Origin of the sequence: Pseudarthrobacter sp. O4, from assembly GCF_050157025.1 — a bacterium.
Lineage (GTDB): Bacteria > Actinomycetota > Actinomycetes > Actinomycetales > Micrococcaceae > Arthrobacter.
Genome location: NZ_CP189591.1, coordinates 4,242,711 through 4,268,042, shown reverse-complemented (window position 1 = coordinate 4,268,042; position 25,332 = coordinate 4,242,711). Strand labels below are relative to the sequence as shown.

Sequence of the window (25,332 nt, the reverse complement as noted above, 5' to 3'; positions counted from 1 at the left end):
GCCTTCGCGGTGATCGACGGAGCCGCCCGTCATCGACAGGACGGGTACCGTCACACAGTTCCGGGTGTTGCCGGGTCTCCGGCGGCTCCGTCGTCGGGCTTGTCCGTTGCTTTTCCGGCCAGCCGGAGCTTGACGACGGCGGCGTACTCGTCGACGTATTCCTGGCCGGAGAGCCGCATCAGTTCGTACATGATCTCGTCGGTCACGGAACGCTGGATCAGCCGGTCATCCTCCATGCCGTAGTAGCGGCTGAAGTCGAGCGGCGCCCCGAAGATCATTCCGATGCGCCGGATGTTGGGCAGCCGCCTGCCGATCGGCTGGACCTTGTCCGTGCCGATCATGGCCACCGGAATGACCGGGACCCGGGCCTGCAGCGCCAGCCGTGCCACACCCACCTTGCCGCGGTAGAGCCGGCCGTCGGGGCTGCGCGTGCCTTCGGGATAGATCCCGAGAAGCGATCCGTTGTTAAGCACGTCCATGCCGGCGTTGAGCGACATCGCCGAGGCCGTTCCACCGGACCTGTCCATCGGCAGCTGGTTCGTCAGCCGGAAGAAGGCGGCGGTCAGCCTGCCCTTGATCCCCTTGCCCGTGAAGTACTCCGACTTCGCCAGGAACACCACGGGACGGGGCACCGTGAGCGGCATGAAGATGGAATCGGAGAAGGAGAGGTGGTTCGAGGCCAGGATGGCGGCGCCCCCGGCGGGAACATGGTCCAGACCCTTGACCCAGGGCCGGAACAGCAGCTTCAGCACCGGCCCGAGAACGAACGTCTTCATGAACCAATAGAACACTGGGTGTACCTCTCCGGAAGGCGTCTGGCCGGCCCTCCGTCGGGTCCGGCCAGGGCTTCAATGACACCCTACTCTAGTGAGTTTTGTGCCGAACAGTGACACGATGGGCACATGACCGGAAGCAGCACTCCCGTGGCGCCGGCAGCGTTCAGTTACCACGGCCACGGCGGCAACGCGGGCATCGGGGTGGCGATCTGCCACGGCTTCACCGGCAGCCCCCTGAGCGTCCTTCCCTGGGCCGAGTACCTCGCCGCCCGCGGCTTCGCCGTGTCCGTACCGCTGCTGCCCGGCCACGGCACCGACTGGCGCGACCTCGCCCGCCATGGCTGGCAGGAGTGGTACACGGCTTTCGAGGCCGCGTACCTGGAACTGGCCGCGGGAACCCGCGGCTGCTTCGTCGCCGGGCTCTCCATGGGCGGGACGATTGCCCTGCGCACCGCCGCCCGGCACAACGCCGCCCGGCACAACCTAGCCGGGGTCGCCGTCGTGAACCCGGGCTTGAGCTTCTACGACCGCCGGGTGCGGTACATCGGCCTGCTGAAGTATGTCCAGCGCACCACCGTGCCGGTCCAGGAACAGAACCCGACCGCGTCGCCCACCGAGGACGGCGACTACTCGCTGACCCCGCTGGCGGCGGTCCATCAACTGAGCCGGCTGTTCAAGGCCACGGTCCGGGACCTTTCCGGCGTCGAGGCGCCGGCGCTCGTCTTCAAGTCGGACACCGACGTCGTGGTCCCGCCGTCCTCCCTGGAGCTGCTGCGGAACCGCCTGGGCTCCCGCGAGCTGGACGTGGTGCCGCTGCGGGACAGCGGGCACGTGGCCACGCTCGACGTCGAGGCGCCCCTGATTTTCGAGCGATCCGCCCGTTTTTTCCTGCAGCACGCACCGGCACCGGCCGTGCCGAAAGCCCCGTCGTCGACCACAACAGCCCTGGAGACCCCATGAGCATGAGCCCCGATCACACGCCGTTCAGCAGCCCGTTCACGGGTACCGGCCCCCGGACCGGCGTCGTGGTGTCCCATGGCTTCACCGGCAGCCCTCACGGCGTCCGGGACTGGGCAAGGTCGCTCGCGGACGCCGGTTACGCCGTGCGGATGCCGCTTCTGCCCGGCCACGGCACCAGCTGGCAGGAGCTGGCCCGGACACGCTGGCAGGACTGGCACATGGCCCTGGACGCCGCCTACCTCGAACTCGCGGACGAATGCGAACACGTCGTCGTGGCCGGCCTGTCCATGGGCGGGGCACTCGCGCTCCGGATCGCCGCCACCCGTCCCGTGGCCGGCGTCGTTGTCGTGAACCCGGGCCTCGTCATCGATGACCGCCGCGCCCCGCTGGCGGGCATCCTCAAACTCGTGCTCAAGAGCACCCCGGCCATCGCCAATGACACCCTCAAGGAAGGCATCGATGAGGGCGCCTATCCCAGGACGCCGGTCGCGGCGGCGCACGAGCTGAACAAGATGTTCAAAGACACGGTGCGCCTGTTGCCGCGGATCACGGCTCCGGTCCGCGTGTACCGCTCCGCAGTGGACCATGTGGTCTCCGATTCGAGCATGCTCGCCCTGCGCCGCGGGCTGACCCATGCCCCGCTGGAGGTGATCCGGCTGGAAAACAGCTACCACGTGGCTACCATGGACAACGACGCGCCTGAGATCTTCCGCGGCTCGGCCGAGTTCATCCGCACGGTGGTAGCCGCGGGTACTCAGGACGCCGCCAACGCTAGCCGGAAGGACACGGCAGATGACTAGACCGGACCCCGACTCTCCTGACCCTGATTCATCGGATTCTCGCGCCAACCAGGACGACGCCGTCTGGCTGGACCTGGTGGCCAGGCTGGAGGCCGACTCCAGCCCGGCAGACCCGAAGGACAAAGCGACCGGCGGCCCGGCCGAGGGATCCGCTCCGGCCAGGCCGTTCAGCGACTTCGACCCGCTGCGCCTCGCCGGCGCCCCGCCGGTCGAACTCTCCGCCCGGGAACGGCTTGCCCTCCCCCCGGAAGCCCCGCGCGCGGGTTCCCCGGGTTCCGCGGGCGGGGGTGCTGCCGCGGGTGGTGCGGTGCCTGTTGCCGGGCCCCGGGACTACGAGGCCGAGGACGACGGAGCGTTTGTGCCGGAGGATCCGCCCAGCCTGGCGGGGGCTGACCCGCTGACGGTCCTTGCCTGGCTTGGCGCGGTGGGCGGGCCTATTGCGCTCGTGATGTCCGCCATGTTCTGGCGCTCCGCGCCGCTGACGGCAATCCTGGGCATGGTCGCGGCCTTTGCGGCGTCAGTGGTCTTCCTGATCATGAAGCTTCCAGGCGAGAAGGACGAGCACGACGACGGCGCCCGCGTCTAGGCCTGTTCCCTTCCCCTTGCAGTGCCTGCCCTCGCGGTGCCTGCCCTCGGAGTGCCTGCCCTGGCAGAGCCTGCCCTGGCTGTCTGCGGCCTGCGCCTGCAGCCCTTCGCCGGGGACCGCCGGGGCTGCGCCGCTGCGGAGTACTAGCTGTGCATCCGGCTGCTGACCCGGGACAGGTCGGCGGCACCGATCAGTCCGGCGTTGGGACCGAGTGCCGCGAGTTCAATCCGCGCCGCCGGCCGGAACCCGCGTCCGGTCAGGTTTCTGGCGAAGGCCTTCCGCGCCGGCGCGACGAGCAGTTCGCCGGCGTCGCAGAGACCGCCGCCAATGACGAACGCTCCCGGGTCCAGCGCGGCGGCCAGATTGGCCAGTCCCAGCCCGAGCCACTCGCCGACGTCCTCGATGAGCTCGCGCGAAGTGGGATCCCCGGCCTCGGCCAGTTCCGTGACGATCACCCCGGTGATGCCTTCGACGTGGCCGTCGACGGCCTTGAGCAGCTCCTGGGCCACGGGGGAATTCGCGGCCGCCAGCTCGCGGGCCTCCCGGCCGAGCGCATTGCCGGAGGCATACTGCTCCCAGCAGCCGCGGTTGCCGCATTCGCAGCGGTGGCCGCCCGGCATGATGATCTGGTGCCCGAATTCCCCGGCCACGCCGAAGCGGCCCCGCTCCACCCGTCCGTCCATCACCATGGTGCCGCCGATGCCGGTGCCCAGCGTGATGCAGACCAGCCGGTTCTCCCCCCGGCCCGCCCCGAAGCGCCACTCGGCCCAGCCGGCGGCGTCGGCGTCGTTGGTCAGCAGCACGGGACGGCGCAGAAGCCGCTGCAGATTGTCCCTTAACGGTTCGTTGCGCCAGGCCAGATGCGGGCTGAACAGCACCGTCCCGCCGTCGAGGTCCATCCAGCCGGCGGCGCCGATACCGACAGACCAGATGCGGTGCCCCTGGCCCAGTTCTTCGACGAGTTCCACGATGACCTGTTCCACCGCCCGGGGGTCATTGCCCGGTGTGGAGCGCTTGGCCTGGCTCAGGATCCGCCCCTCGGCGTCCACGACGCCCGCCGCGACCTTGGTGCCCCCGATGTCGACGCCGATCGCCAGGCCCTTGCGCCCCAGCCTCAGGTGCTCCCGCAGGCCCTGCCCCGCGGCTGGGGCACCGCCGCCGGCGCCTGCTCCACCGTGCATCCTGCGCCGCCACGCGGCCGTCCGGCGGTAGGGGGCTGGCTGCGGGCCGGGCGTCGGTGTGTGCATGGTTCCTTATTCTATTCATCGGACCGCCCGGTTCCCCGGAGGCCGGCTCCCCCGGGGAGCCAGCGGCGGCCCCCGGTTGGCGCCGGCCGCGCCCCCGGGTTGGCGCGGCAGCAGCCTTAACCATAGAGTTACCCGCCAGTAGGTGTTGTGGAACACACTCGATGCGGACCACATACTAGTCTTAGCTGTACCCTCTACCCCTTGCGGGTCTATGGATATCAAAGGAGCTATCGTGCGAGAAGTCAGTGTCCCGCCCCAGGTGTTCGTCCCCCCGGAATCGAACGTCACGGACCTGGTGTTGCGCCAGGCCGCCAAGGCGTCAAACCCCGCCCTGTTCTCGCGCCTCGACGCGGCGGGCCAGTGGCAGGACGTCCGGGCCACCGATTTCCTGGCCGACGCGTCGCTGCTCGCCAAGGGCCTGATGGCGAGCGGAGTTACCGCTGGCGACCGGGTCGGCATCATGTCCCGCACGCGGTACGAATGGGCCCTCATTGATTTCGCGATCTGGTTCGCCGGCGCCGTCTCCGTTCCCATCTACGAGACGTCCTCCCCCTCCCAGGTCGCCTGGAACCTTGGCGACTCGGGAGCCGTGGCCGCCTTCGGCGAATCGGCCCACCATGAGGACTTCATCCGGCAGGCCGCAGCGTCGGAAGGCCTGACCGCGCTGGCGCACGTCTGGCAGCTTGAGGGCAACGGCCTGGACGAGGTCCGCGCCGCCGGCGCCGGGATCAGCGACGAGGAGCTGGAGGCGCGGCGCAGCAAGGCGTCCCTGTTGGACATCGCCACGATCATCTACACCTCCGGCACCACCGGCCGCCCCAAGGGCTGCGAGCTGACCCACGGCAACTTCGTGGAGCTCTCCGAAAATGTGCTGGCCACCTCACTGGGCAACGTCGTCCACGAAAATGCCAAGACCATCATGTTCCTGCCGCTGGCGCACGTCTTCGCCCGCTTCATCTCGGTGCTCGCCGTGGCGGCCGGCGTGACCGTGGCGCACACGCCCGACATCAAGAACCTGCTGCCGGACCTGCAGAGCTACCGGCCCACCTTCATCCTCGCGGTACCGCGGGTCTTCGAGAAGGTCTACAACTCGGCCCTGACCAAGGCCGAGGACGGCGGCAAGGGGGCCATCTTCCACCGGGCCGCGGACACCGCTATCGCCTACTCGCGGGCCCGGCAGGCCGGCAAGGTAGGCCTCGGGCTCAGGCTCAAGCACAAGGTGTTCGACAAACTCGTCTACAGCAAGCTCCGCGCCGCGATGGGCGGACAGGTGGCGCACGCCGTTTCCGGCGGCGGTCCGCTGGGCGAACGGCTCGGGCACTTCTTCCAGGGCATCGGAATGCAGATCCTGGAGGGCTATGGGCTGACCGAAACGACGGCGCCCGTCACCGTCAATACCCCGGAGTTGATCAAGATCGGCACCGTCGGCGCCCCGATTCCCGGCAACGCCGTCAGAATTGCCGACGACGGCGAGATCCTCGCCAAGGGCGTCTGCGTCATGCACGGCTACTACCAGCGCGAGGATCTCTCCGGGGACGCCTTTGAAGACGGCTGGCTGCGCACCGGTGACATCGGTCAGCTCGACGAGCAGGGGTTCCTGACCATCACGGGGCGCAAGAAGGAAATCATTGTCACGGCCGGCGGCAAGAACGTGGTGCCTGCCCTGCTGGAGGACCAGATCCGCGCCGACGCACTCGTCTCGCAGGTGCTCGTGGTCGGTGACAACCGCCCGTTCATCGGCGCCCTCGTCACCCTCGATGAGGAGGCCTTGCCGGGCTGGCTGCACCGCCACGGACTGCCGGTCTCGACGACTCTCAACGAGGCGACCGGAAACGCGGCCATCAAAGCGGCAGTGCAGGAGCTCATCAACCACGCCAACCAGTCGGTGTCGCAGGCGGAGGCCATCAAGTCCTTCCGGATTGTGCCGGCCGACTTCACCGAGGCATCGGGACACCTGACCCCGTCCATGAAGGTCAAGCGCGCCCAGGTCATGAAGGACTTCGAGGACGTGATCGAGGATATGTACAGCGCCCCGCGTCCCACCCACGCCTGAGCCTCATCGGTTCCACAGCATCATCGGTTCCACAGCAACGCGGGGTCACTCCGCGCCCATCCGCCACCTTCGGACGGGCCGGATCTGACCCCGCGTTGCCTTACGGTTGTTGTTATTCGACGACCAGCAGCAGGTCCCCGCCCTGGACCTGTTCGACGGCGCCCACGGCAAGCCGTGACACGGTGCCGGCCACCGGCGTCGTAATGGAGGCCTCCATCTTCATGGCCTCGATGGTGGCGACGGCGTCCCCGGCCTTGACCGTGTCTCCGGTCTTCACGGTCAGTGTGACGGCTCCGGCGAACGGTGCGGCCACCTGGCCCGGCTGGGAGGTGTCGGCGCGTTCGGCGGCCTTCACGTTGCTCACCACGGAACGGTCACGGACCACCACCGGCCGGGACTGGCCGTTGAGCGTGCACATCACGGTGCGCATGCCCTTCTCGTCCGGTTCGGAGACCGCTTCGAGGGATGCGATCAGGCGGACGCCCTTCTCCAGCTCGATCTCGTGCTCCGCGCCGCGCTGCAGGCCGAAGAGGTAGTCCCGGGTGTCCAGCACCGAGAGGTTTCCGTAGGTTTCAACGCTCTTCTGGTAGTCCTTGGTGGGGCCGGCGAAAAGCAGCCGGTTGAGCGTCTGCTGCCGTGTCTTGGAATCCGAGCCGAGCGCGGCGCTGTCATCGGCGCTGAGCTCGACGTCGCGCACCTTGACGGTGCGGCCCTGCAGGGCCTTGGTCCGGAAGGGCTCGGGCCAGCCTCCGGGCGGGTCGCCGAGCTCACCGGAGAGGAACCCGATCACGGAATCCGGGATGTCGTACTTCTGCGGGTTCTCGTTGAAGTCCGCGGGGTCGGCGTTGAGGCCGACAAGGTGCAGGGCCAGGTCACCCACCACCTTGGAGGACGGCGTGACCTTCACGAGGCGGCCGAGGATCCGGTCCGCGGCGGTGTACATGTCCTCGATCGCTTCGAACCGTTCGCCGAGGCCGAGCGCTATCGCCTGCTGCCGCAGGTTGGAGAGCTGGCCGCCAGGGATTTCGTGCTGGTAGACGCGGCCGGTGGGGCCCGGCAGCCCGGATTCGAAGGGCGCGTAGACCCGGCGGACGGCCTCCCAGTAGGGTTCCAGGGCGCAAACACTCGCGAGGCTGAGCCCGGTGTCGCGCGGCGTGTGGGCCAGCGCGGCGACGAGGGCCGAGGCCGAGGGCTGGCTCGTGGTGCCGGCCAGGGAGGCCGAGGCCACATCCACCGCATCCACGCCGGCGTCCACGGCGGCCAGCAGCGTCGCCAGCTGACCGCCTGCGGTGTCGTGGGTGTGCAGGTGGACCGGGAGGTCGAACCGTTCACGCAGCGCAGTCACGAGGCGCGCGGCGGCAGCCGGGCGAAGCAGCCCGGCCATGTCCTTGATTGCCAGGATGTGCGCGCCGGCGTCGACGATCTTCTGGGCCAGCTCAAGGTAGTAGTCCAGGGTGTAGAGCTTTTCCTCCGGATCAAGCATGTCCGCGGTGTAGCAGAGGGCGACCTCCGCGACAGCGGTGCCGGTCTCACGGACGGCCCGGATGGCCGGCGCCATCTGGTTGACGTCGTTGAGCGCGTCGAAGATGCGGAAAATGTCGATGCCGGTCGCGGCCGCCTCATTCACGAACGCCACCGTGACTTCTTCCGGGTACGGCGTGTAGCCCACGGTATTGCGGCCGCGAAGGAGCATCTGCAGGCAGATGTTCGGCAGCGCCTTGCGCAGCGCGGCCAGGCGGTCCCACGGGTCCTCGCCCAGGAATCGCAGCGCGACGTCGTACGTGGCACCGCCCCAGGCTTCGACGGACAGCAGCTCGGGGAGCAGCTTGGACACTGCCGGGCCGGCCGCCACCAGGTCGCGGGTGCGGACCCGGGTGGCGAGCAGGGACTGGTGCGCGTCACGGAAGGTGGTGTCCGTGACGGCGACGGGGGCCTGTTCGCGCAGGGCCTTCGCGAAGCCTTCCGGGCCCAGCTCCAGCAGCCGGCGGCGGGAGCCGGCCGGGGCCGCCGAGTCGTCCAGGGCGGGGAGCTTGTGGGCAGGGTCGCTGTGGACCGTGAGCTCGCCGTTGGGCTTGTTGACGGTGACCTCGGCGAGCCACGTCAGCAGCTTGGTTCCGCGGTCCGCGGAGACTCGTGCCTTCAGCAGTTCGGGGCGTTCGTCAATGAACGAGGTGGCCACGTTGCCGGCGACGAAGTCCGGATCGTCCAGCACGGCCTGCAGGAAGGAGATGTTCGTCGACACCCCGCGGATGCGGAATTCGGCCAGCGCGCGGCGGGCCCGGGCCACGGCGGCCGGGTAGTCGCGGCCCCGGCAGGTCAGCTTGACCAGCAACGAGTCGAAATGCGGGCTGATCTCGGCACCCGAGTACACGGTGCCGCCGTCGAGCCGGACCCCCGCGCCGCCGGCCGAACGGTAGCCGGTGATCTTTCCGACGTCGGGCCGGAAGCCGTTTGCCGGGTCCTCGGTGGTGATGCGGCACTGCAGGGCGGCGCCCTTGAGCTGGACGGTCTCCTGCGAGAGGCCCAGGTCCGCGAGCGTCTCGCCGGCGGCGATACGCAGCTGCGCCTGGACGAGGTCGACGTCGGTGACTTCCTCGGTGACGGTGTGCTCAACCTGGATGCGCGGGTTCATTTCGATGAACACGTGCTGCCCGGCGCGCTCCCCGACGGTGTCGACCAGGAACTCCACGGTGCCGGCGTTGACGTAATTCAGGGCCTTGGCGAACTTCACGGCGTCGCGGTAAAGCGCCTGCCGGATGCCCTCGTCGAGGTTCGGTGCGGGCGCGATCTCGATGACCTTCTGGTGCCGGCGCTGGATGGAACAGTCACGCTCGAAGAGGTGCATGACATTGCCCTCGGCATCGGCCAGGATCTGGACTTCGATGTGGCGGGGCCGCAGCACCGCCTGCTCGAGGAACATGGTGGGATCACCGAAGGCTGCGTCGGCTTCGCGCATGGCGGCCTGCAGCGCTTCGGGCAGTCCCTCCCGGGTGTCGACGCGGCGCATGCCGCGGCCGCCGCCGCCTGCGACGGCCTTGGCGAAGATAGGGAAGCCGATCTCGTCCGCGGCTGCGATCAGCTCGTCAACGTCCTTGGACGGCTGGCTGGACTTGAGCACCGGGACGCCGGCCTTGCGGGCCGCCTCGAGGGCCGCGACCTTGTTGCCGGCGAGTTCCAGGACTTCAGCCGGCGGTCCGACGAACGTGATGCCGGCTGCGGCGGCGGCCCGGGCCAGCCGCGGGTTCTCGGAGAGGAATCCGTAGCCGGGGTAGATGGCGTCGGCCCCGGATTCCTTGGCTACCCGCACCACCTCGTCGACGTCCAGGTAGGCCCGGACCGGATGGCCCTCTTCGCCGATCAGATAGGCCTCGTCGGCCTTCTGGCGGTGGATCGAATTACGGTCCTCGTTGGGGAACACGGCTACAGTCTTGGCACCCAGCTCGTAGCCGGCGCGGAAGGCACGGATCGCGATTTCGCCGCGGTTGGCCACCAGAATCTTGGAAAACATACTTCTCCTGCATCATCGCGGGCGTATCGGTAAGTGCTCACAGTGTCTAAGACCGGCGTGGGCAAATACAAATCATTGTGGTCACCGTCACAGCAATGTCCGTCACGGATGCCGGTTGCGCGCAAGCCCGCCTGCGCGCAAGTCCGCCTGCTGGCAGGGGAACGGGCGGCCCGGCCGAACCTTCCTGACGATCTGCCGCACTTCCACCCGATGAGACAGGATTCGGCGGACCATCAACATATGATGAGTGGGTGGGTGGCGCATGCACGCCCCGGCTCCAGAACGCAGGGGCCGGCAGGACCCCGTCCCGGCAACCGGCGTTAGGTATTGGTTTTTCAAGTGCAAGTAGTCAGCATCAGCAGCCTCAAAGGCGGTGTCGGCAAGACATCGGTGACCACCGGATTGGCGTCCGCGGCCCTGGCCGCCGGCATCCCCACCCTCGTCGTCGACCTTGACCCCCATGCCGATGCGAGCACGGCTCTCGCTGTCCGGCCCGGAGACCAGCTGGACATCGGCAGGATGCTCAGGTCACCCCGGCGCGCACGCCTGGCCGAAAACGTCGTTCCCAGCGGCTGGGTGGAACGGGCGCGTGCCAACAGCTCCTCCCGCGCCGGCTCTGGCGTATCTATATTGGATGTGGCCGTGGGTTCCGCGTACACCGGCATCTACGACCGTCCGGATCTTGGCCGCCGCGATCTGCGCAGGCTCTCCGCGGTGCTGGCCGGGGCCGAAGGCTACGAACTGGTCCTCGTCGACTGCCCGCCCTCGCTCAACGGCCTCACGAGGATGGCATGGTCCGCGAGTGACAAGGTGACCCTGGTGGCCGAACCGGGCCTCTTCTCCGTTGCCGGCACTGAACGCACGATGCGGGCGATCCAGCTCTTCCGGAACGAGTTCGCCCCGAACCTGTCTCCGGCGGGGATTGTTGCCAACCGGGTGCGCAGCGGCTCCGCCGAGCACACCTTCAGGCTTTCCGAAATGCAGTCCATGTTCGGTGAACTTCTCCTGGCCCCGCACATCCCGGAGCAGGCCAACTGGCAGCAGATCCAGGGTGCGGCCCACGCCATCCATCACTGGCCCGGCGACTCGGCCAAGAACGCCGCTGCGCTTTTCGATGCGCTGCTGGCGAACCTGCTGAAGTCCAACGGCAGCGTCCGGAACCGCAGCCAGCGCTAGGATCCGGGGCTCCAGCACAACCTCCTCCGGACGGCAAAGGCCGCCTCCCCTTCGGGAGGCGGCCTTCGTCTAGGTCCTGTTAATCCGGGGCTTAGCCGGTCTTGCGCGCGGTCCGTCGCTTGCTGAGTTCATCGTCGGGAAAGGACTGGACTGCGGCGTGTTCGCTGGGAAGAGCTGCGAGACTGCCTTCCACTTCGCGCCACACCCGGCCCACGGCAATGCCGAAGACACCCTGTCCGCCCTGGACGAGGTCGATGACTTCGTCCGCCGAGGTGCACTCATAGACGCTGGCGCCGTCGCTCATGAGCGTGATCTGGGCCAGATCCTCGACGCCGCGCTCCCGAAGGTGCTCGACGGCGGCGCGGATCTGCTGCAGCGAGACGCCCGTGTCCAGAAGCCGCTTGACGACCTTGAGGACCAGGATGTCCCGGAAGCCATAGAGCCGCTGGGAACCGGATCCGGCGGCACCGCGCACGGCAGGTTCAACGAGTCCGGTCCGGGCCCAGTAGTCCAGTTGGCGGTAGGTGATGCCGGCGGCCTTGCATGCGGTGGGCCCGCGGTAGCCTGCGTCCTCGTCCAGGACGGGAAGATCCTCGGTGAACAGCAGGCCTTGGGCACCGCTGGCAGGTACGGCGATACCAGCCGTCGAGGTCTGCTTGAGCTCGCCCGCTTCGCCTTTCGGACTCACGTGGATCCTCCTTGTCATGGCTCCCCGAGGGAAGTTGCAGCAACGCCGGTCATCTGACCGGCTACGTAACCAGGCCACGGAGTGAAATTCAGCAGTAAAATTCATCCGTGAAATTCATCCGTGTAATTCGGCCGGGCCGCACTTTCAGTGTGACTTGCGCGGCTGTTGTATGCAATGGGAACTTGTACCTCCGACGTTAGGCCTGCCGGGGCCCAAGGTCAAAGACGTTCGCGATATTGGGGGGGCGTGTCGAAACTCTAATCCTCGACTTTAACCTTAACGTGACCCCCGCCGGCTCAACCGGCGAAGTCTTCAGGCTCGACGTCGTCCAGGAACTCGCGGAACCGCCGCAGCTCGCCTTCTTCATCGACGGCCGGGCCAGGGTGTGTGTCCTCGCCCTCGTCGTGTTCGGTGATCCGGACCCCGGCCTCCTCCATGACGGCGTCCGCGCACCAGATCCGGCATTTCGCGCGGAGGGCGAGGGCCAGTGCGTCCGAGGCCCGGGAGCTGACGGTGGTGCCGTTCTCAAACTGGAGCTGGCCGTAGAAAATGTTGTCTTCCACTGCCACGATGTTGACACTGACAATGGAGTGTCCCAGGGATTCGACGACGTCGACGAGGAGGTCGTGGGTCATCGGGCGGGGCGGGACCACACCCTGCTGGGCCAGGGCGATGGCGCTGGCTTCCGGCGTCCCGATCCAGATCGGCACGTGGCGTTCCCCATGGATCTCTTTGAGCAGGACAAGCGGCTGGTTGGACGGCAGCTCAATCCGCACGCCGACAATCTCCACCTCAATCATCAGATGTCCATTCTTGAGATGCGGTCCTGGACCAGGGCCTGGTGCAGCGAGAGGCAGAGCTCGCTGATTTCCCGCGCTGCCTCGGCGGCACGGGCGTGGGAGGCGGCGTCCTTGCGCGAGGTCAGGGTTGCCACCGCGCGTTCCACGAGCCCGAATTCGCGTTCCGCGGCCGCCTGGAAGGGCCGCAGGTGACGTGGCTCCAGGCCGTGGCTCTCCAGCTGCACGCAGGCGCGCGCCACCTGGAGGGCGTGTTCGTCGAACTTGCCGTTGACGTGACCGATCAGGCCATAGCTGAGCAGCGACTCGAGCAGAGGCACGCTCGCGCCGGACTCGGCCCGGAGTTGTTCCTCGCTCAGCCGCCGCACCCGGTTCTGCAGTTCGGAGGCGAGCTCCGCGGACACGATCCGGGGTGACACCGTGACGCCCGGGGGCAGGTTGTCCGGGCGTTCGCCGCGGTCGATCGCGTCGAGGTAGTCCTTGATGACCTTCAGCGGCAAATACTGGTCCCGCTGCAGGGACAGGACAAACCTCAGGCGCTCGACGTCGCTCTCCGCGTACTGCCGGTAGCCGGCAGGCGTCCGTTGCGGGTTGATGAGTCCCTTTTCCTCCAGGAACCTGATTTTCGACGCGCTCATGTTCGGGAAATCGTCGCTCAACTGAGCCAGGACTTCTCCGATGTTCAGGACCTGGGGTCCGCGCCGTTCCGCTTGTGCCATTGCCACAGGCAGCTACCCCGGAATCAGACGTTGCCTGCTGCGCGGGCAGGGCTCAGGTAGAAGGTGAGGCGGAACTTCCCGATCTGCACTTCGTTGCCGGACTTCAGCTCCACGCTGTCGACGCGGTCATGATTCACGTACGTGCCGTTCAGGCTTCCGGTATCCACGACTTCGAAGCTGCGTGCCGTGCGGCGGAATTCGACGTGACGGCGCGAAACCGTGACGTCGTCAAGGAAGATGTCGGCGTCCGGGTGGCGGCCCGCCGCCGTGGTGTCCGAATCCAGCAGGAAGCGCGCGCCCGTGTTGGGCCCGCTGTGGGCGACCAGCAGGGCAGAGCCGTACGGCAGCGCCTCAACTGCAGCCCGCTCCTCGGTGGAAAGCTTCGGTGTGAAGTGGGGCTCGTCGCGGACCGGCGTGAGGTTGATCGATGTGGTCTCCGAAGCTTTCACTCCACGCGTGCCGTGACCGTCACCGGGGTGGTTCCGTTCGTGCCGAAACATTGAGTCCTCCTCATTCGTTGCAGGTGTCCCCCCTGCAAACAACGCATGCCGTCCGGAAATGCCTGGCAGATCCGGTATTCGGTCCTCCGGCGGGCCGTCGTTAGTATTCCAACGGCCCGGCCTGAAAGATCGTTTCCTTTAGCCTACCTGCTGTTCGTACTCCGACGCACTGAGCAGCGACTCGACCGCGTCGGCCTCCGCAAGCTTGATTTCAATCAGCCAGCCCTCGCCGTACGGATCCGAATTGATCAGGGCAGAATCGGTGTCCAGCGACTCGTTCCGGGACACCACTTCGCCCGATACCGGGGCGTAGATGTCGCTCACGCTCTTGGTGGACTCGACTTCGCCGACGACGTCGTTGGCCTTGATCGTGGTGCCTACTTCGGGCATCTGGGCAAAAACGACGTCTCCGAGGGCGTCCTGGGCAAAATCGGTGATGCCCACGCGCACGACCCCGTCGGCGTTCGGGGCCGAAACCCACTCGTGTTCTGCGGTGTAGGACAGCTGTTCGGGAATGATGCTCATGACGGGCCTTTCATCGGGTCAATCACCAATGTCGACGGCGGCCAATCGAACTGCCCGCCGCTGAAAGTATAGGCATATTCAGCCGGTGCCCGGGGTGGGTTCTGACATGATGGTGCGATGACAGAACAAGGCGATAACGGCTAGCCGATGCCCGAACTTCCGGAAGTGGCTGGCCTGACGGACTTTCTGGACGAGCAGTTGCGCGGTGCTGTTGTGACGCAGATCCAGATCGTCTCGTTCGCGGTACTCAAAACGGCGGATCCCCCCTTCTCCGAACTTCAGGGCAGGGCCGTGACAGGGGTGCGCCGCTTTGGGAAATTTGTCAGCTTGGACGCCGACGGGCTGTATTTTGTCTTCCACCTGGCGAGGGCCGGCTGGGTCCGGTTCACCGACTCCCCCACTGATATCCAACTGAAAATGGGCAAGGGACACATAGCGGCGCGGCTGGCGTTTTCCGGCCCGGCCGGCCCGCTTGGCCTGGATCTGACCGAGGCCGGCACGAAAAAGAGCCTGGCGGTGTATGTGGTGCGGGATCCGTACGACGTTCCCGGAATCGCTGCTCTCGGACCGGATCCTTTCAGCCCCGGGTTCGACGTCGATGCCTTGGCGGAGATCCTTGGATCCAGTGCCCAGCAGGTCAAGGGTCTCCTGAGGAGCCAGAGCGTGATCGCGGGCATCGGGAATGCCTACAGCGACGAGATCCTGCATGCGGCCAAGACGTCACCATTCGCCACGGCGAAGTCCTTGGACCGTGACGCGGTCCTGCGGCTTTACGATGCCATCCACAGCATTCTCGGGACAGCCCTGCAGGAAGCCCAAGGCAAACCGCCAAGTGAACTCAAAGACACCAAGCGGAGCCACCTGAGGGTCCATGCCCGGACCGGCGAAGCATGCCCGGTGTGCGGGGACACCATTCGTGAGGTTTCCTTTGCGGACACTGCCCTGCAATACTGCCCGACCTGCCAGACGAAGGGAAAGATCCTGGCCGACCGCCGGACGTCGCGCTTCCTGAAATAGGCGCCGAGACCCTCAGGCTGCGGCGCGGCTCCGGCTCCGAATCGGCGGGGGCAGGGGCAACAGAAAACCCCGCCATTCCGTTGTCAGGAATGGCGGGGTTTTTTGTGTTGGTCGGGCTGACAGGATTTGAACCTGCGACCCCTTGACCCCCAGTCAAGTGCGCTACCAAGCTGCGCTACAGCCCGCTGGTTCCGCCGTTCTCCGCCTCGATGTCATCCGAAGATTTCCATCTGAGCAGTCCGGCCGAACCACCTCCAAAAGCTTACACGATCCCGGAGGGTGCCCGTGACATTCTCAAGGTGCCACGGGCGCGGTGTGTCGGAATTAACGCTTCTTGCCACGCTTTTCGCGCACGCGCATGTTGACCTCGATCGGGGTGCCCTCGAAACCGAAGGTCTCCCGGAGCCGGCGGGTGATGAAGCGGCGGTAGCCCGGATCCAGGAAACCGGTGGTGAACAGCACGAACTTCGGCGGCCGGCTGGAGGCCTGTGTGCCGAAGAGGATGCGGGGCTGCTTGCCACCGCGGACCGGGTGCGGGTGTGCCGCGACAAGTTCGCCCAGGAACGCGTTGAGCCGTCCGGTCGGGATGCGCTTGTCCCAGCTTTCCAGCGCGGTGTCCAGGGCCGGCACCAGCTTGTCCTTGTGCCAGCCGGTCAGCGCCGAAATGTTGACCCGCGGCGCCCACGCCACGTGGGCCAGGTCCTGCTCGATCTCACGCTCCAGGTAGCTGCGGCGTTCGTCGTCCAGCAGGTCCCACTTGTTGAACGCGAGGACCAGTGCGCGGCCGGACTCGATCGCCAGCTGCAGGATGCGGACATCCTGCTCGCTGAGGACTTCGTCCACGGCGAGGAGCACGACGGCGACCTCCGCCTTTTCGAGCGCACTCTGGGTCCGCAGCGAGGCGTAGAAATCCGCGCCCTGGGCCATGTGCTGCCGGCGGCGGATGCCGGCGGTGTCGACGAAGCGCCAGGTCCGGCCGCCGAGTTCGATGAACTCATCGACCGGGTCCCTGGTGGTGCCGGCGGTGTTGTCCACCACCACGCGCTCGGATCCGGCGAGCTTGTTCAGCAGCGAGGACTTGCCGACGTTGGGCCGGCCGATCAGGGCGATGCGGCGCGGGCCGCCGGAGCGTTCCAGCCCTTCGATCGTGGAGAACTCGGGCAGCGTGTCCATGACGTGGTCCAGCAGGTCGGCGACGCCGCGGCCGTGGAGCGCCGAAACCGGGTACGGCTCGCCGAAGCCGAGGCCCCAGAGCGTCGCCGAGTCGGCTTCCTGCGCGAAGTCGTCCACCTTGTTGGCCACCATGATGACCGGCTTCTTGGACTTGCGCAGCATCTTCACAACGCCCTCGTCCGTGGCCGTGGCGCCGACGGCGGAGTCGACGACGAACAGCACGGCGTCGGCGAGCTCCACGGCCATCTCGGCCTGTTCGGCCACACGGGCGTGGATGCCGCGGGCATCGTGCTCCCAGCCGCCGGTGTCGACCACGGTGAAGTTCCGGCCGTTCCAGGTGGCCGAGTACATGACACGGTCACGGGTGACGCCAGGTGTGTCTTCCACCACGGCTTCGCGGCGGCCGAGGATTCGGTTCACCAGGGTTGATTTGCCCACGTTCGGACGGCCGATGATGGCCAGCACGGGATCAAGCTTGACTGGACCGTCGAAATCCTCGTCCTCGTACTCGCCGCTCAGGAGGGCGGCGTCGTCTTCATCCAGCTCGTAGTCGTCCAGGCCGGCACGGAGGGAGGCCGCGCGGACCTCTGCTTCCTCGTCGTCCAGGGCGGCGAGATGCTCAGCCACCTGGTCCGTGCCGGTGGGCGTGTATTCGTCTTCGCCGGCGCCAAATTGGCCGGAGGTTTGAGTCGTATCGCTCATTGCACATTCCTTATGGGGTGATCTGCCGGCGTCCCGGCTACTGCTTCATGACGTTCTTGCGGGGAATCCGCGTCGGGCAAGGGCTGCCCACTGTATGTAATGGAGTCTTGGACATGCCGGGCCAGCGCAGCGCGGATCTCGGTTCCCGCCCTGTCCATTGAAACACGGCCGGTCTCACCCGGCCGGCGGCTGACATTGAGGGCCCCGCCGAAGCTGACATGCAGCCGGCGGCGCAGCCCGGGGACGGCGTCCAGGTGCTCGGCGCCGATCCGGGTGCCGAGGATGGACACGGGGACCACGGTGGCGCCGGCGGTCAGCGCGAGCCAGGCGACTCCGTTGTTGATCGCCGCGGCTTCGCCGCTCCCCCGTGTTCCTTCGGGGAGGATCCCGACGCACCGTCCGGCGTCGAGGACTCTCCTGGCTTTCTGAAGCGCCGCGCGGTCGCCCGCACGGTCAACGGCCAGCTGGCCGGAGGCTGTGAGCACCCGGCCGAGGAAGCCGGTGAACAGCTCCTTCTTGACCAGGATGTGCATGGGCCGGGGTGCGGCGCCGAACATGACGGGTCCGTCCAGGAAACTGATGTGGTTTCCGGCAAAGATTACCGGGCCCGAAGCCGGGACGTTGGCGCGCCCCGTCACGGAGGTCCGGTACACGACGTGGTCCAGCAGCCAGCCCACGGGCCGGCTCCAGGCCGTCGTCCACCGGCCCGGCACCGCCGGCTGCAGCTCAGACACCCTTGGTGACCGTGTGGTTGATGACACTTTCCACGATGCCGAGGGCGGCGTCGACCGTCTGGGCGAAGTCCAGGTCCGAAGAGTCCAGGGTCACCACGCCGTCGGCGGCCTGGGTGAAGTTCACAACGGTGGAGTCCTTGGCGTCACGCTGGGTCACCTGGGCGGCGAGCTGCTCGGCGTTCTGGCTGCCGCCAAGCTGGATCCCCCGGCGGCGCAGGCGCGCCTCCTCGCTCGCGGTGAGGAGCATCCGGACTTCGGCGCCCGGGGCGACGACGGTGGTGATGTCACGCCCCTCGACCACCATGCGGCGGTGGTGCTGCTCGATCAGCTCACGCTGGCGGCGGATCAGTTCGGTGCGGGCGCCGAGGGTGGTGGCCACGGCACTCACGGCCGCGGAGATCGCCGGCTCCCGGATGGCGAGGGTGATGTCGACGCCGCCGACCCGGACGTACTCTTCCTGCGGGCTGGTGCTGATCTCCAGCGGAAGGTTCTCGGCTGCAGCCTCAACCGCAGCCCCGTCTTCCAGGTCGGTCCCGGAATCCAGGCAGAACCAGGTCAGGGCGCGGTACATGGCGCCGGTATCGAGATAGGCAAGCCTGAGCCGCCGTGCGACTTCCTTGCTGACGCTGGACTTGCCCGATCCGGACGGTCCGTCGATAGCCACGACGAGGTTTTTTCCGGGGCGGACAACGTCCACCGTTTCTATGAGTTCCTGGGTCATTACTGGAGTACCCGCCATCCGCGATCGTTGAGGGCTTCGATTAATAGGTCATGTTTGTTCGGCAGTACGGAGATTTCCACCATGCCCACGTTCTGGCCCGAGGAGTGGTCCAGGCGGAGGTCCTCGAGGTTGACGCCGATCTCGCCGATCTCCGTGAGGAGCCTGGCGATCTGGCCCGGGGTGTCATCGACCAGGACCGTCAGCCAGGAGTAGGCCAGCGGGGGTCCGCCATGCTTGCCCGGAATCCGGGACTGTCCGGCGTTGCCTTCGCTGATCAGCTGGGCCAGGTCGAGCCGGGCGCCGGGGGCGGCCGGGTTCTCGAGCGTGCCGATCAGGCGGTTGAGGTCCTCGCGGACGCCGTTCAGGATCCCGACGACTTTGCCCGCATTGGCACCAAGGATCTGCACCCAGAGGGTGGGATCGCTCGCCGCTATGCGGGTCACGTCCCGCAGCCCGTTCCCGGCGAGGGACAGCGCGTGCAGGGGCGTGCCCTGCAGGCGGCTGGCCACGAGCGAGGACATGATCTGGGGCAGGTGCGAGACGAGCGCCACGGCCTCGTCATGTTCTTCGGCTCCGAATTCGGACACGACCGCGCCAAGGTCCGTTGCCAGGGCGCGTGCCGTCTGCAAGGCCTCGGGCGACGTTTCCGCCGAGGGGCACAGCACCCAGGGCATGGAGGTGAACAGCTCACCGCGGGCGGCCACCGGACCGGACTTCTCCCGGCCGGCCATGGGGTGGGTTCCCACATAGCGGCCGAGGTCGGCCCCGCGGGCGCGTAGTTCGGCCTGGATGCCGGATTTGACGCTGGCAATGTCGATCACGGCGGCCTGCGGGTAGTCCGTCAGGGCCTGCGCCACCACGTCCGCGGTGACATCCGGCGGAGCGGCAACCACCACGAGTTCAGGCCGCTCGGCGTCGAGGCGCGTCAACGGCAGGCCTGCGCCGATGTCGACGGCGACGGCCTGGTTGGTGGGCGAGGGATCGGAGAGGAACACCGGGACCCCGCGGCCCCGCAGCCCCAGCCCGATGCTGGTGCCGAGGAGCCCCGTTCCAACGACCACTACCGGGCCGTTGAGGTGGCCGCGGCCGCGGGTACGAAAAGCGGACATGCCCTACAGCCCTACGGATGCCAGCAGGTGGCCGACTTCCTGCTTGCCAAGGTTGCGGATACTGCCCTGGCGCTGGTCGCCCAGGCCGATGGGTCCGACCTTGACACGGACCAGGCGCAGCACCGGGAAGCCGACGGCGTCGAAGAGGCGCCGGACGATCCGGTTCTTGCCCGAGTGCAGTATGACCTCGATCAGCACGTGGCCCGGGGTCGAGTCAACGAGCTTGAAGGAATCGACCGAGGCGATGCCGTCCTCGAGTTCGACGCCGGCCTTGAGCTCGGCACCGATGCCCTGCGGGAACGGCCCGCGGACCTGCACGAGGTAGGTCTTGGGCACTTCGTAGGAGGGGTGCGTCAGCCGGTTGGCGAGTTCGCCGTCGTTCGTCAGCAGCAGCAGGCCCTCGGTGGCGACGTCGAGCCGGCCCACGTGGAAGAGCCGCTCGCCGTGGTTGTTGCGGACGAAGTCGCTGATGCAGGGACGGCCATCCGGGTCTTCCATCGTGGAGACAACGCCCTTGGGCTTGTTGAAGACCATGTACACCATGTTCTCGTCCAGCTGGATGCGGAGACCGTCGACGTGGATCACGGCGGTCTTCGGATCGACGCGGACGCCGAGCTCGGTGACGACCTGGCCGTCGACCTCGACGCGGCCTTCGGAGATCATTTCCTCGCAGACACGCCGTGAGGCGACGCCGGCCGACGCCATGACCTTCTGGAGGCGGATGCCGTCCTGGTCGTGCAATTCGGACTGGGGTACCTCGGCTCGCGGTCCGCGCTTGCGGGCAGGCTTGCGCACGGGGCCCAGGTTCTGGCCGAAGCGTTCGCTGCCGAACGCGCGGGGGGCGGCGAACTTGGCGGCTCCGGTACGCGGCTTGGGCTTGAGGGCGCCGGGAGTTCCGGGGGCCTTGCCGAAGCCGGGCTTGCGGGCGGCGGCCTTGCGGGCTGCCTCCTTGCCGGAGGGCGCCTTGGACTTCCAGTCGCCGGAAGCCGGCCGGCTCGCAGACGGCGCGCCATCGGGACCCTGCAGGTCCGGGTCGATGAATGCCTCTTCGCGGGGCTTGGGGTGCTTGAAGGGGCGGTCTCCGCCGCCCTTGAAGCCGGCCCCGCTGCGGCTTCCGCCGCCCTGGAAACTGCGGCCGGCACCGCCCTGCGCCGGGCGGCCTGAACCGCCCTGTGCGCCGCGGCCTGAGCCCTGCGCCGGTTTTTGTCCAGCACCTTTTTGTCCAGCACCTTTTTGTCCGGCACTGTTTTGTCCGGCACTGTTACGTGGTGAACCCTGGCGTCCCGCCTGTGTCATGACCCGTCCTTCGTTTATCGGCCGACGGCCGCTGTCTCCCGACAACACCCGCCAACGAGGGCAAAATGGTTCTGCCCTGGTGGATACTCGTGCGCAGGCAGTTGTTCCTGCCTACATTCTTCCTGCGTCGTAGAACTCTTCGATGCCTTCCAGCCCCGGAAGGTGGGGTGAAAGCTGCGGCAATTCAGCCGCCGAGCCGATTCCCATTCGCTCCAGGAAATACGACGTCGTACGGTACAGGATGGCCCCGGACTCGGGATCTGTTCCCGAATCCTCGATCAGCCCGCGCTGCGTCAGCGTCCGCACGACAGAGTCAACATTGACTCCTCGAATTGCAGACACCCGCGCCCGTGATACGGGCTGGCGGTAAGCGATGACGGCGAGCGTTTCGAGCGCCGCCTGCGTCAGCCTGGCTGTCTGTCCCTCCAGCACGAAACCGCCGACGACATCGGCGAATTCAGCGCGGGAATAGATCCGCCAGCCTCCGGCGATATTCCGCAATTCAAAACCCCGGGCGGTGGAGCTGAAGCCGTTCAAACTGGCGTCGTCCACATCCGGGGCATTAACAGTATAGCCGTTATACTCCCGCTGCAGTTCCGCCAGCAGACCCTCGACGACGTCGACCGTCAGGTTCAGCCCCGCCGCCAGCCCGGTGGCCGTGGCCGGCTCGTCGATCACCATCAGCACGGCCTCGAGGGCAGCGCGGGCGCCGCCCGGCAGGCTGGCGACATCGGGTCCGGCGTCGCTCGCGCCGTCGGCTCCGGCCTCTTCGCGGGCCGGGCCGGAACTCATGTCACTCAAGGCTGTTCCTCATATTCTTCACTCAGGTTTCCGCTGCTCCAGGCCTCTGCCCCGGCGGTCCAATGGACGGTCAGGTCCCCCAGCGGCAGCAGCTGGTCGAAAGCGACGGTGCCGTCGCGGAACATCTCCAGCAGCGCCAAAAACCGAGCTACTACGACAAGGGTGGATTCGGCGTCGGCGATGAGCGCCCGAAAAGTCAGCGGATTGCCGAGGCGCAAGCGCTGGCCGAGCAGTTCAGCCTGCTCCTTGACGCTGACGGGGCTGCCGTGAAGGTGCGCCAGGCCGACCTCGGTGGGGGCGCCCGCCTTGGGCTTAAGGGCCGCCTCGGCCAGGGCGGCGAACTGCTGAGGGCTGTGCCGCCAGATAAGTTCAGGAAGCAGTGCGGCGAAGTGTTCCTCGAGCGCAACCTGGCGCGGAAACCGGCAGGCCTCGAGCTCCAGGGTGGACCCCATCATCCCGGCGACATGTTTGAAGGCCTTGTACTGCAGCAGCCGGGCGAAGAGCAGGTCACGGGCTTCCAGCAGTGCGATGTCCTCCTCGTCTTCGACCTCGCCGGCGGGGAGCAGCCGGGCCGCCTTGAGGTCCAGCAGGGTGGCGGCGATCACCAGGAATTCGCTGGCCTCATCCAGGGCCCACTCCTCCCCCAATTGCTGCAGGCCCTTGGTGTACTTGATGAATTCATCCGTGACCGTGGACAGTGACACCTCGGTGATGTCCAGCTGGTGCTTGGAAATCAGGCCGAGCAAGAGGTCGAACGGGCCGGTGAAGTTGGCCAGCCGGACTTCAAAGCCGGGCTTTTTCCCCGCCTGCGCACCCGCCGGCATATGCAGCTCCGCTGGCACACTCAGCTCCGCTGGCACACTCAGCTCCGCTGTGGGAGCACCCGACTCTGCCACGGACCTGACTAGGGCGCGCCGCCGCGCGAAATGAGTTCTTTGGCGAGGTTGCGGTAGGCCTCGGCACCGATGTGGTTGCCGGCGTAGGTGGTGATGGGCTCTGCGGCCACGGTGGCATCGGCAAACTTGATGGACCGCTTGATGACGGTTTCGAAGACCTTGTCACCGAAGGCCTCCACAAGACGGGAGATGACCTCGCGGCTATGCAGGGTGCGGGCGTCGTACATCGTGGCGAGCACGCCGTCGACCTGGAGCCGCGGGTTCAGGCGGTCCTGGACCTTATCGATGGTCTCGACGAGCAGCGCCACCGCACGCAGGGCGAAGAATTCGCAGATCAGCGGAATGATGACGCCGTGGGCAGCTGTCAGCGCGTTGACTGTGAGCAGGCCTAGCGAGGGCTGGCAGTCGATCAGGACGATGTCGTAATCGTCCTCGACCTTTTTCAGCGCGCGGTCAAGAACCTGTTCGCGGGCCACCTCATTGACCAGCTGGACCTCCGCGGCGGAGAGGTCAATATTGGCCGGCAGCAGGTCCACGTTCTCGACGTCGGTCTTGTGGATGGCGTCACGGATGTCGACCTTACGGTCCATCAGCACGTTGTAGACCGTGAGATCGAGTTCGTGGGGGTTGATGCCCAGTCCCGCGGACAGCGCACCCTGCGGGTCGAAATCGACCAGGAGCACCCGGCGGCCGTATTCCGCCAGCGCAGCGGCGAGGTTAATGGTGGAAGTAGTCTTGCCCACCCCACCCTTCTGGTTGACCATGGCGATGACCCGCGCAGGGCCGTGGGATGACAGCGGCGCGGGGTCCGGAAAGTCGCGTTTGGGGCGCCCGGTGGGGCCCATGACGGCGTCTTCCAGATCGAGTTCGGTGCCTTCCAGAGTTGCTGAACCCTGTTCGCTGCTCACGTATCTATCCACACTTTCGATGACGGTGATTGTCGTGCTTGAAATTGCTGCCGCTGGACCTCCAGCGGAGTCTTATTCCTCCCAAGGCTACAGCGCCCGACACGGTATTCCGCGGACCTTGACAGCGGCCTTTATTTGAGCCTGAACCTTCTGGTAAAAGTCGAAGGTTGGCGTTTTGCCACGAAAAACCGCCCGGACGCTGGTCTGCGTCCGGGCGGTTTTATCGGTGATCAACGCGGCTGATGCTGCGGTGTGACGGCAGTGAAGCTGCTGGTCAGGCGTTCGCCCGTACCGGGCGGGCGGGCTCCTCAGCTGCCTCGTGCACGCCGTGGGCCGCAATCATGGTCTGCTCGTCGAAAGGCTCGGCTCCGGACAGGACACGCTCAACCTGTCCGCCGTCGATCTCCTTGACCCAGGTGCCGATCAGCACGGTGGCCACGGCGTTGCCGGTGAAGTTGGTCAGCGCGCGGGCCTCGGACATGAAGCGGTCGATGCCGACGATCATCCCGACGCCGCCCAGAAGCTGGGGCGCATGAGCCTGGAGGCCGGCGGCCAGGGTGGCCAGTCCGGCACCGGTGACACCGGCGGCACCCTTGGAGGCAATGATCATGAAAATCAGCAGGGAAATCTGCGCACCGAGATCCAGCGGGGTGCCCATCGCGTTGGCGACGAAGAGGGACGCCATGGTCAGGTAGATGGCCGTGCCGTCCAGGTTGAAGGAGTAACCGGTGGGGACCGTGACGCCGACGACAGGCTTGGAGACACCCAGGTGTTCCAGCTTGGCGATGAGGCGGGGCAGCGCGGCTTCGGAAGATGAGGTGGAGAAGATCAGCAGGTATTCGCGGGCCAGGTACTTCATCAGCCGGAAGATGTTCACGCCAGCCACGACCTGCAGCAATCCGCCGAGGATCACCACGATGAACAGCGCACAGGTGATGTAGAAGGCGACCATCAGGGTGAACATGCTGACAATGGCCTGGAAGCCGGTCGCACCGACGACGGCGGCGATCGCGCCGAAGGCTCCGACCGGGGCCAGCCACATGATCATGATCAGGATGCGGAAGACAAGGGCCTGGCCGTGGCCGATGGCCTTGAGGATCGGGGCGCCCTGCGGGCCCATCTTCTGTAGGGCGAAGCCGACCAGGATGGCGGCCAGGAGTGTCGGCAGCACCGGAATGTCGCCCGGAATGATGCCGAGCAGGAAGTCGACGGTGCTGTCAGTGGCCGCCTTCTTGTTTGGGTCGTACGGCGTCAGGTTCAGGCCCTCTCCCGGGTGGATCAGGTTGCCTACCACCAGTCCGATGGCCAGCGCGAAGGTGGACATGACGATGAAGTAGCCCAGGGCCAGCCCGCCCACCTTGCCCACCGTGGCGGCCTTGGCGATCGAGCCGATGCCCAGCACGATGGTGCAGAAGATGATCGGAGCGATCATCATCTTGATCAGCTTGATGAAGCCGTCGCCCAGCGGCTTCAGCGATTTGCCGACCTCGGGGAACAGCAGCCCCACGAGGGCACCCAGGATCACGGCCACGATGACCGCGATGTACAGGTAGTGGGACTTGTCGAGCCCCTTGCGCTTCTTGACCGTCGTCGCGGCCGGTGCCGCTGACTCTCCTCGTTGAGAGGCCATGGTTGTCTCC

The 25,332-nt window shown here is 66.9% G+C and carries 23 protein-coding genes and 1 tRNA gene; 6 read left to right on the top strand and 18 right to left on the bottom strand.

What is annotated here, in order from left to right; all coding sequences use genetic code 11:
- Positions 1 to 50: 50 nt before the first annotated feature.
- Positions 51 to 791, bottom strand: coding sequence for a lysophospholipid acyltransferase family protein (locus ACQCSU_RS19755; RefSeq protein WP_426977001.1), 741 nt, complete (start codon positions 789 to 791; stop codon positions 51 to 53).
- 111 nt (positions 792 to 902) lie between these two features.
- On the opposite strand from ACQCSU_RS19755, the gene ACQCSU_RS19750 reads away from it, so the two are divergent.
- From ACQCSU_RS19750 to ACQCSU_RS19740, 3 genes are read left to right on the top strand one after another with little or no spacing between them, the layout of a single operon-like run.
- Complete coding sequence (locus tag ACQCSU_RS19750) at positions 903 to 1,736, top strand: alpha/beta hydrolase (RefSeq protein WP_426976999.1); 834 nt, start codon at positions 903 to 905, stop codon at positions 1,734 to 1,736.
- A complete protein-coding gene (locus tag ACQCSU_RS19745; RefSeq protein WP_426976997.1) occupies positions 1,733 to 2,536 on the top strand; it encodes an alpha/beta hydrolase in 804 nt (267 codons plus the stop codon). The genes ACQCSU_RS19750 and ACQCSU_RS19745 overlap by 4 nt, the downstream gene beginning before the upstream one ends.
- Positions 2,529 to 3,122: a hypothetical protein gene (locus tag ACQCSU_RS19740; RefSeq protein ID WP_426976995.1), complete on the top strand. Its 594-nt coding sequence runs from the start codon at positions 2,529 to 2,531 to the stop codon at positions 3,120 to 3,122. Before ACQCSU_RS19745 ends, ACQCSU_RS19740 begins: the two co-directional genes overlap by 8 nt.
- Before the next feature lie 143 nt (positions 3,123 to 3,265).
- Here ACQCSU_RS19740 and ACQCSU_RS19735 read toward each other — a convergent pair whose 3' ends face one another.
- Entirely contained in the window at positions 3,266 to 4,369 is a 1,104-nt protein-coding gene (locus ACQCSU_RS19735; protein WP_426976994.1) for an ROK family glucokinase, read from the bottom strand.
- 232 nt (positions 4,370 to 4,601) lie between these two features.
- Here ACQCSU_RS19735 and ACQCSU_RS19730 point away from each other — a divergent pair, with 232 nt between their 5' ends.
- The gene (locus ACQCSU_RS19730; RefSeq protein WP_426976992.1) at positions 4,602 to 6,422 is read left to right on the top strand and encodes an AMP-dependent synthetase/ligase; all 1,821 of its coding nucleotides are present in this window, start codon (positions 4,602 to 4,604) and stop codon (positions 6,420 to 6,422) included.
- A 112-nt stretch (positions 6,423 to 6,534) separates the two neighbouring features.
- Here ACQCSU_RS19730 and ACQCSU_RS19725 read toward each other — a convergent pair whose 3' ends face one another.
- A complete protein-coding gene (locus ACQCSU_RS19725) occupies positions 6,535 to 9,930 on the bottom strand; it encodes a pyruvate carboxylase (RefSeq protein ID WP_426976990.1) in 3,396 nt (1,131 codons plus the stop codon).
- 339 nt (positions 9,931 to 10,269) lie between these two features.
- On the opposite strand from ACQCSU_RS19725, the gene ACQCSU_RS19720 reads away from it, so the two are divergent.
- Positions 10,270 to 11,106, top strand: a complete 837-nt coding sequence (locus ACQCSU_RS19720) for a ParA family protein (RefSeq protein ID WP_426976988.1) — start codon at positions 10,270 to 10,272, stop codon at positions 11,104 to 11,106.
- Between the two features lie 91 nt (positions 11,107 to 11,197).
- On the opposite strand, the gene ACQCSU_RS19715 is transcribed toward ACQCSU_RS19720, so the two are convergent.
- From ACQCSU_RS19715 to gcvH, 5 genes are all read right to left on the bottom strand, one after another.
- Positions 11,198 to 11,794, bottom strand: a complete 597-nt coding sequence (locus ACQCSU_RS19715; RefSeq protein ID WP_426976986.1) for a MerR family transcriptional regulator — start codon at positions 11,792 to 11,794, stop codon at positions 11,198 to 11,200.
- A 296-nt stretch (positions 11,795 to 12,090) separates the two neighbouring features.
- The gene (locus tag ACQCSU_RS19710; protein WP_426976985.1) at positions 12,091 to 12,594 is read right to left on the bottom strand and encodes a bifunctional nuclease family protein; all 504 of its coding nucleotides are present in this window, start codon (positions 12,592 to 12,594) and stop codon (positions 12,091 to 12,093) included.
- The gene (locus ACQCSU_RS19705; protein ID WP_426976984.1) at positions 12,594 to 13,310 is read right to left on the bottom strand and encodes a MerR family transcriptional regulator; all 717 of its coding nucleotides are present in this window, start codon (positions 13,308 to 13,310) and stop codon (positions 12,594 to 12,596) included. The genes ACQCSU_RS19710 and ACQCSU_RS19705 overlap by 1 nt, the downstream gene beginning before the upstream one ends.
- A 23-nt stretch (positions 13,311 to 13,333) precedes the next feature.
- Complete coding sequence (locus ACQCSU_RS19700) at positions 13,334 to 13,810, bottom strand: FHA domain-containing protein (protein ID WP_426976982.1); 477 nt, start codon at positions 13,808 to 13,810, stop codon at positions 13,334 to 13,336.
- Positions 13,811 to 13,948: 138 nt separating this feature from the next.
- On the bottom strand, positions 13,949 to 14,335 hold the full coding sequence (gene gcvH / locus ACQCSU_RS19695; protein ID WP_426976980.1) for a glycine cleavage system protein GcvH: 387 nt from the start codon (positions 14,333 to 14,335) through the stop codon (positions 13,949 to 13,951).
- Positions 14,336 to 14,482: 147 nt separating this feature from the next.
- Here gcvH and ACQCSU_RS19690 point away from each other — a divergent pair, with 147 nt between their 5' ends.
- Complete coding sequence (locus tag ACQCSU_RS19690) at positions 14,483 to 15,352, top strand: Fpg/Nei family DNA glycosylase (RefSeq protein WP_426976978.1); 870 nt, start codon at positions 14,483 to 14,485, stop codon at positions 15,350 to 15,352.
- Positions 15,353 to 15,460: 108 nt separating this feature from the next.
- Here ACQCSU_RS19690 and ACQCSU_RS19685 read toward each other — a convergent pair.
- The 10 genes from ACQCSU_RS19685 to ACQCSU_RS19640 all read right to left on the bottom strand — a co-directional run bounded on the left by ACQCSU_RS19685 (position 15,461) and on the right by ACQCSU_RS19640 (position 25,322).
- Positions 15,461 to 15,537: transfer RNA gene (locus ACQCSU_RS19685), tRNA-Pro, on the bottom strand.
- 139 nt (positions 15,538 to 15,676) lie between these two features.
- Complete coding sequence (der, locus tag ACQCSU_RS19680; protein ID WP_426976976.1) at positions 15,677 to 17,227, bottom strand: ribosome biogenesis GTPase Der; 1,551 nt, start codon at positions 17,225 to 17,227, stop codon at positions 15,677 to 15,679.
- A complete protein-coding gene (locus ACQCSU_RS19675) occupies positions 17,224 to 17,904 on the bottom strand; it encodes a lysophospholipid acyltransferase family protein (protein ID WP_426979865.1) in 681 nt (226 codons plus the stop codon). Before ACQCSU_RS19675 ends, der begins: the two co-directional genes overlap by 4 nt.
- A 49-nt stretch (positions 17,905 to 17,953) precedes the next feature.
- Positions 17,954 to 18,682: a (d)CMP kinase gene (gene cmk / locus ACQCSU_RS19670; RefSeq protein WP_426976974.1), complete on the bottom strand. Its 729-nt coding sequence runs from the start codon at positions 18,680 to 18,682 to the stop codon at positions 17,954 to 17,956.
- On the bottom strand, positions 18,682 to 19,791 hold the full coding sequence (locus tag ACQCSU_RS19665) for a prephenate dehydrogenase (protein ID WP_426976972.1): 1,110 nt from the start codon (positions 19,789 to 19,791) through the stop codon (positions 18,682 to 18,684). The genes cmk and ACQCSU_RS19665 overlap by 1 nt, the downstream gene beginning before the upstream one ends.
- A gap of 3 nt (positions 19,792 to 19,794) precedes the next feature.
- A complete protein-coding gene (locus ACQCSU_RS19660; RefSeq protein WP_426976970.1) occupies positions 19,795 to 21,087 on the bottom strand; it encodes a pseudouridine synthase in 1,293 nt (430 codons plus the stop codon).
- Between the two features lie 111 nt (positions 21,088 to 21,198).
- Complete coding sequence (gene scpB / locus ACQCSU_RS19655) at positions 21,199 to 21,879, bottom strand: SMC-Scp complex subunit ScpB (RefSeq protein ID WP_426979864.1); 681 nt, start codon at positions 21,877 to 21,879, stop codon at positions 21,199 to 21,201.
- A gap of 5 nt (positions 21,880 to 21,884) precedes the next feature.
- The gene (locus ACQCSU_RS19650) at positions 21,885 to 22,784 is read right to left on the bottom strand and encodes a segregation and condensation protein A (protein WP_426976968.1); all 900 of its coding nucleotides are present in this window, start codon (positions 22,782 to 22,784) and stop codon (positions 21,885 to 21,887) included.
- A gap of 8 nt (positions 22,785 to 22,792) precedes the next feature.
- On the bottom strand, positions 22,793 to 23,692 hold the full coding sequence (locus tag ACQCSU_RS19645) for a ParA family protein (protein WP_426976966.1): 900 nt from the start codon (positions 23,690 to 23,692) through the stop codon (positions 22,793 to 22,795).
- Between the two features lie 274 nt (positions 23,693 to 23,966).
- On the bottom strand, positions 23,967 to 25,322 hold the full coding sequence (locus tag ACQCSU_RS19640; protein WP_426976964.1) for a cation:dicarboxylate symporter family transporter: 1,356 nt from the start codon (positions 25,320 to 25,322) through the stop codon (positions 23,967 to 23,969).
- Between the last annotated feature and the right edge of the window lie 10 nt (positions 25,323 to 25,332).

Coding starts and splice junctions, on each gene's coding strand:
- ACQCSU_RS19660 (WP_426976970.1), bottom strand. CDS start 21,087: ATGACACAGGCGGGACGCCAGGGTTCACCACGTAACAGTGCCGGACAA.
- cmk (WP_426976974.1), bottom strand. CDS start 18,682: ATGACCCAGGAACTCATAGAAACGGTGGACGTTGTCCGCCCCGGAAAA.
- der (WP_426976976.1), bottom strand. CDS start 17,227: ATGAGCGATACGACTCAAACCTCCGGCCAATTTGGCGCCGGCGAAGAC.
- ACQCSU_RS19690 (WP_426976978.1), top strand. CDS start 14,483: ATGCCCGAACTTCCGGAAGTGGCTGGCCTGACGGACTTTCTGGACGAG.
- ACQCSU_RS19750 (WP_426976999.1), top strand. CDS start 903: ATGACCGGAAGCAGCACTCCCGTGGCGCCGGCAGCGTTCAGTTACCAC.
- ACQCSU_RS19745 (WP_426976997.1), top strand. CDS start 1,733: ATGAGCATGAGCCCCGATCACACGCCGTTCAGCAGCCCGTTCACGGGT.
- ACQCSU_RS19725 (WP_426976990.1), bottom strand. CDS start 9,930: ATGTTTTCCAAGATTCTGGTGGCCAACCGCGGCGAAATCGCGATCCGT.
- ACQCSU_RS19665 (WP_426976972.1), bottom strand. CDS start 19,791: ATGTCCGCTTTTCGTACCCGCGGCCGCGGCCACCTCAACGGCCCGGTA.
- ACQCSU_RS19640 (WP_426976964.1), bottom strand. CDS start 25,322: ATGGCCTCTCAACGAGGAGAGTCAGCGGCACCGGCCGCGACGACGGTC.
- ACQCSU_RS19710 (WP_426976985.1), bottom strand. CDS start 12,594: ATGATTGAGGTGGAGATTGTCGGCGTGCGGATTGAGCTGCCGTCCAAC.
- scpB (WP_426979864.1), bottom strand. CDS start 21,879: ATGAGTTCCGGCCCGGCCCGCGAAGAGGCCGGAGCCGACGGCGCGAGC.
- ACQCSU_RS19740 (WP_426976995.1), top strand. CDS start 2,529: ATGACTAGACCGGACCCCGACTCTCCTGACCCTGATTCATCGGATTCT.
- gcvH (WP_426976980.1), bottom strand. CDS start 14,335: ATGAGCATCATTCCCGAACAGCTGTCCTACACCGCAGAACACGAGTGG.
- ACQCSU_RS19700 (WP_426976982.1), bottom strand. CDS start 13,810: ATGTTTCGGCACGAACGGAACCACCCCGGTGACGGTCACGGCACGCGT.
- ACQCSU_RS19735 (WP_426976994.1), bottom strand. CDS start 4,369: ATGCACACACCGACGCCCGGCCCGCAGCCAGCCCCCTACCGCCGGACG.
- ACQCSU_RS19705 (WP_426976984.1), bottom strand. CDS start 13,310: ATGGCACAAGCGGAACGGCGCGGACCCCAGGTCCTGAACATCGGAGAA.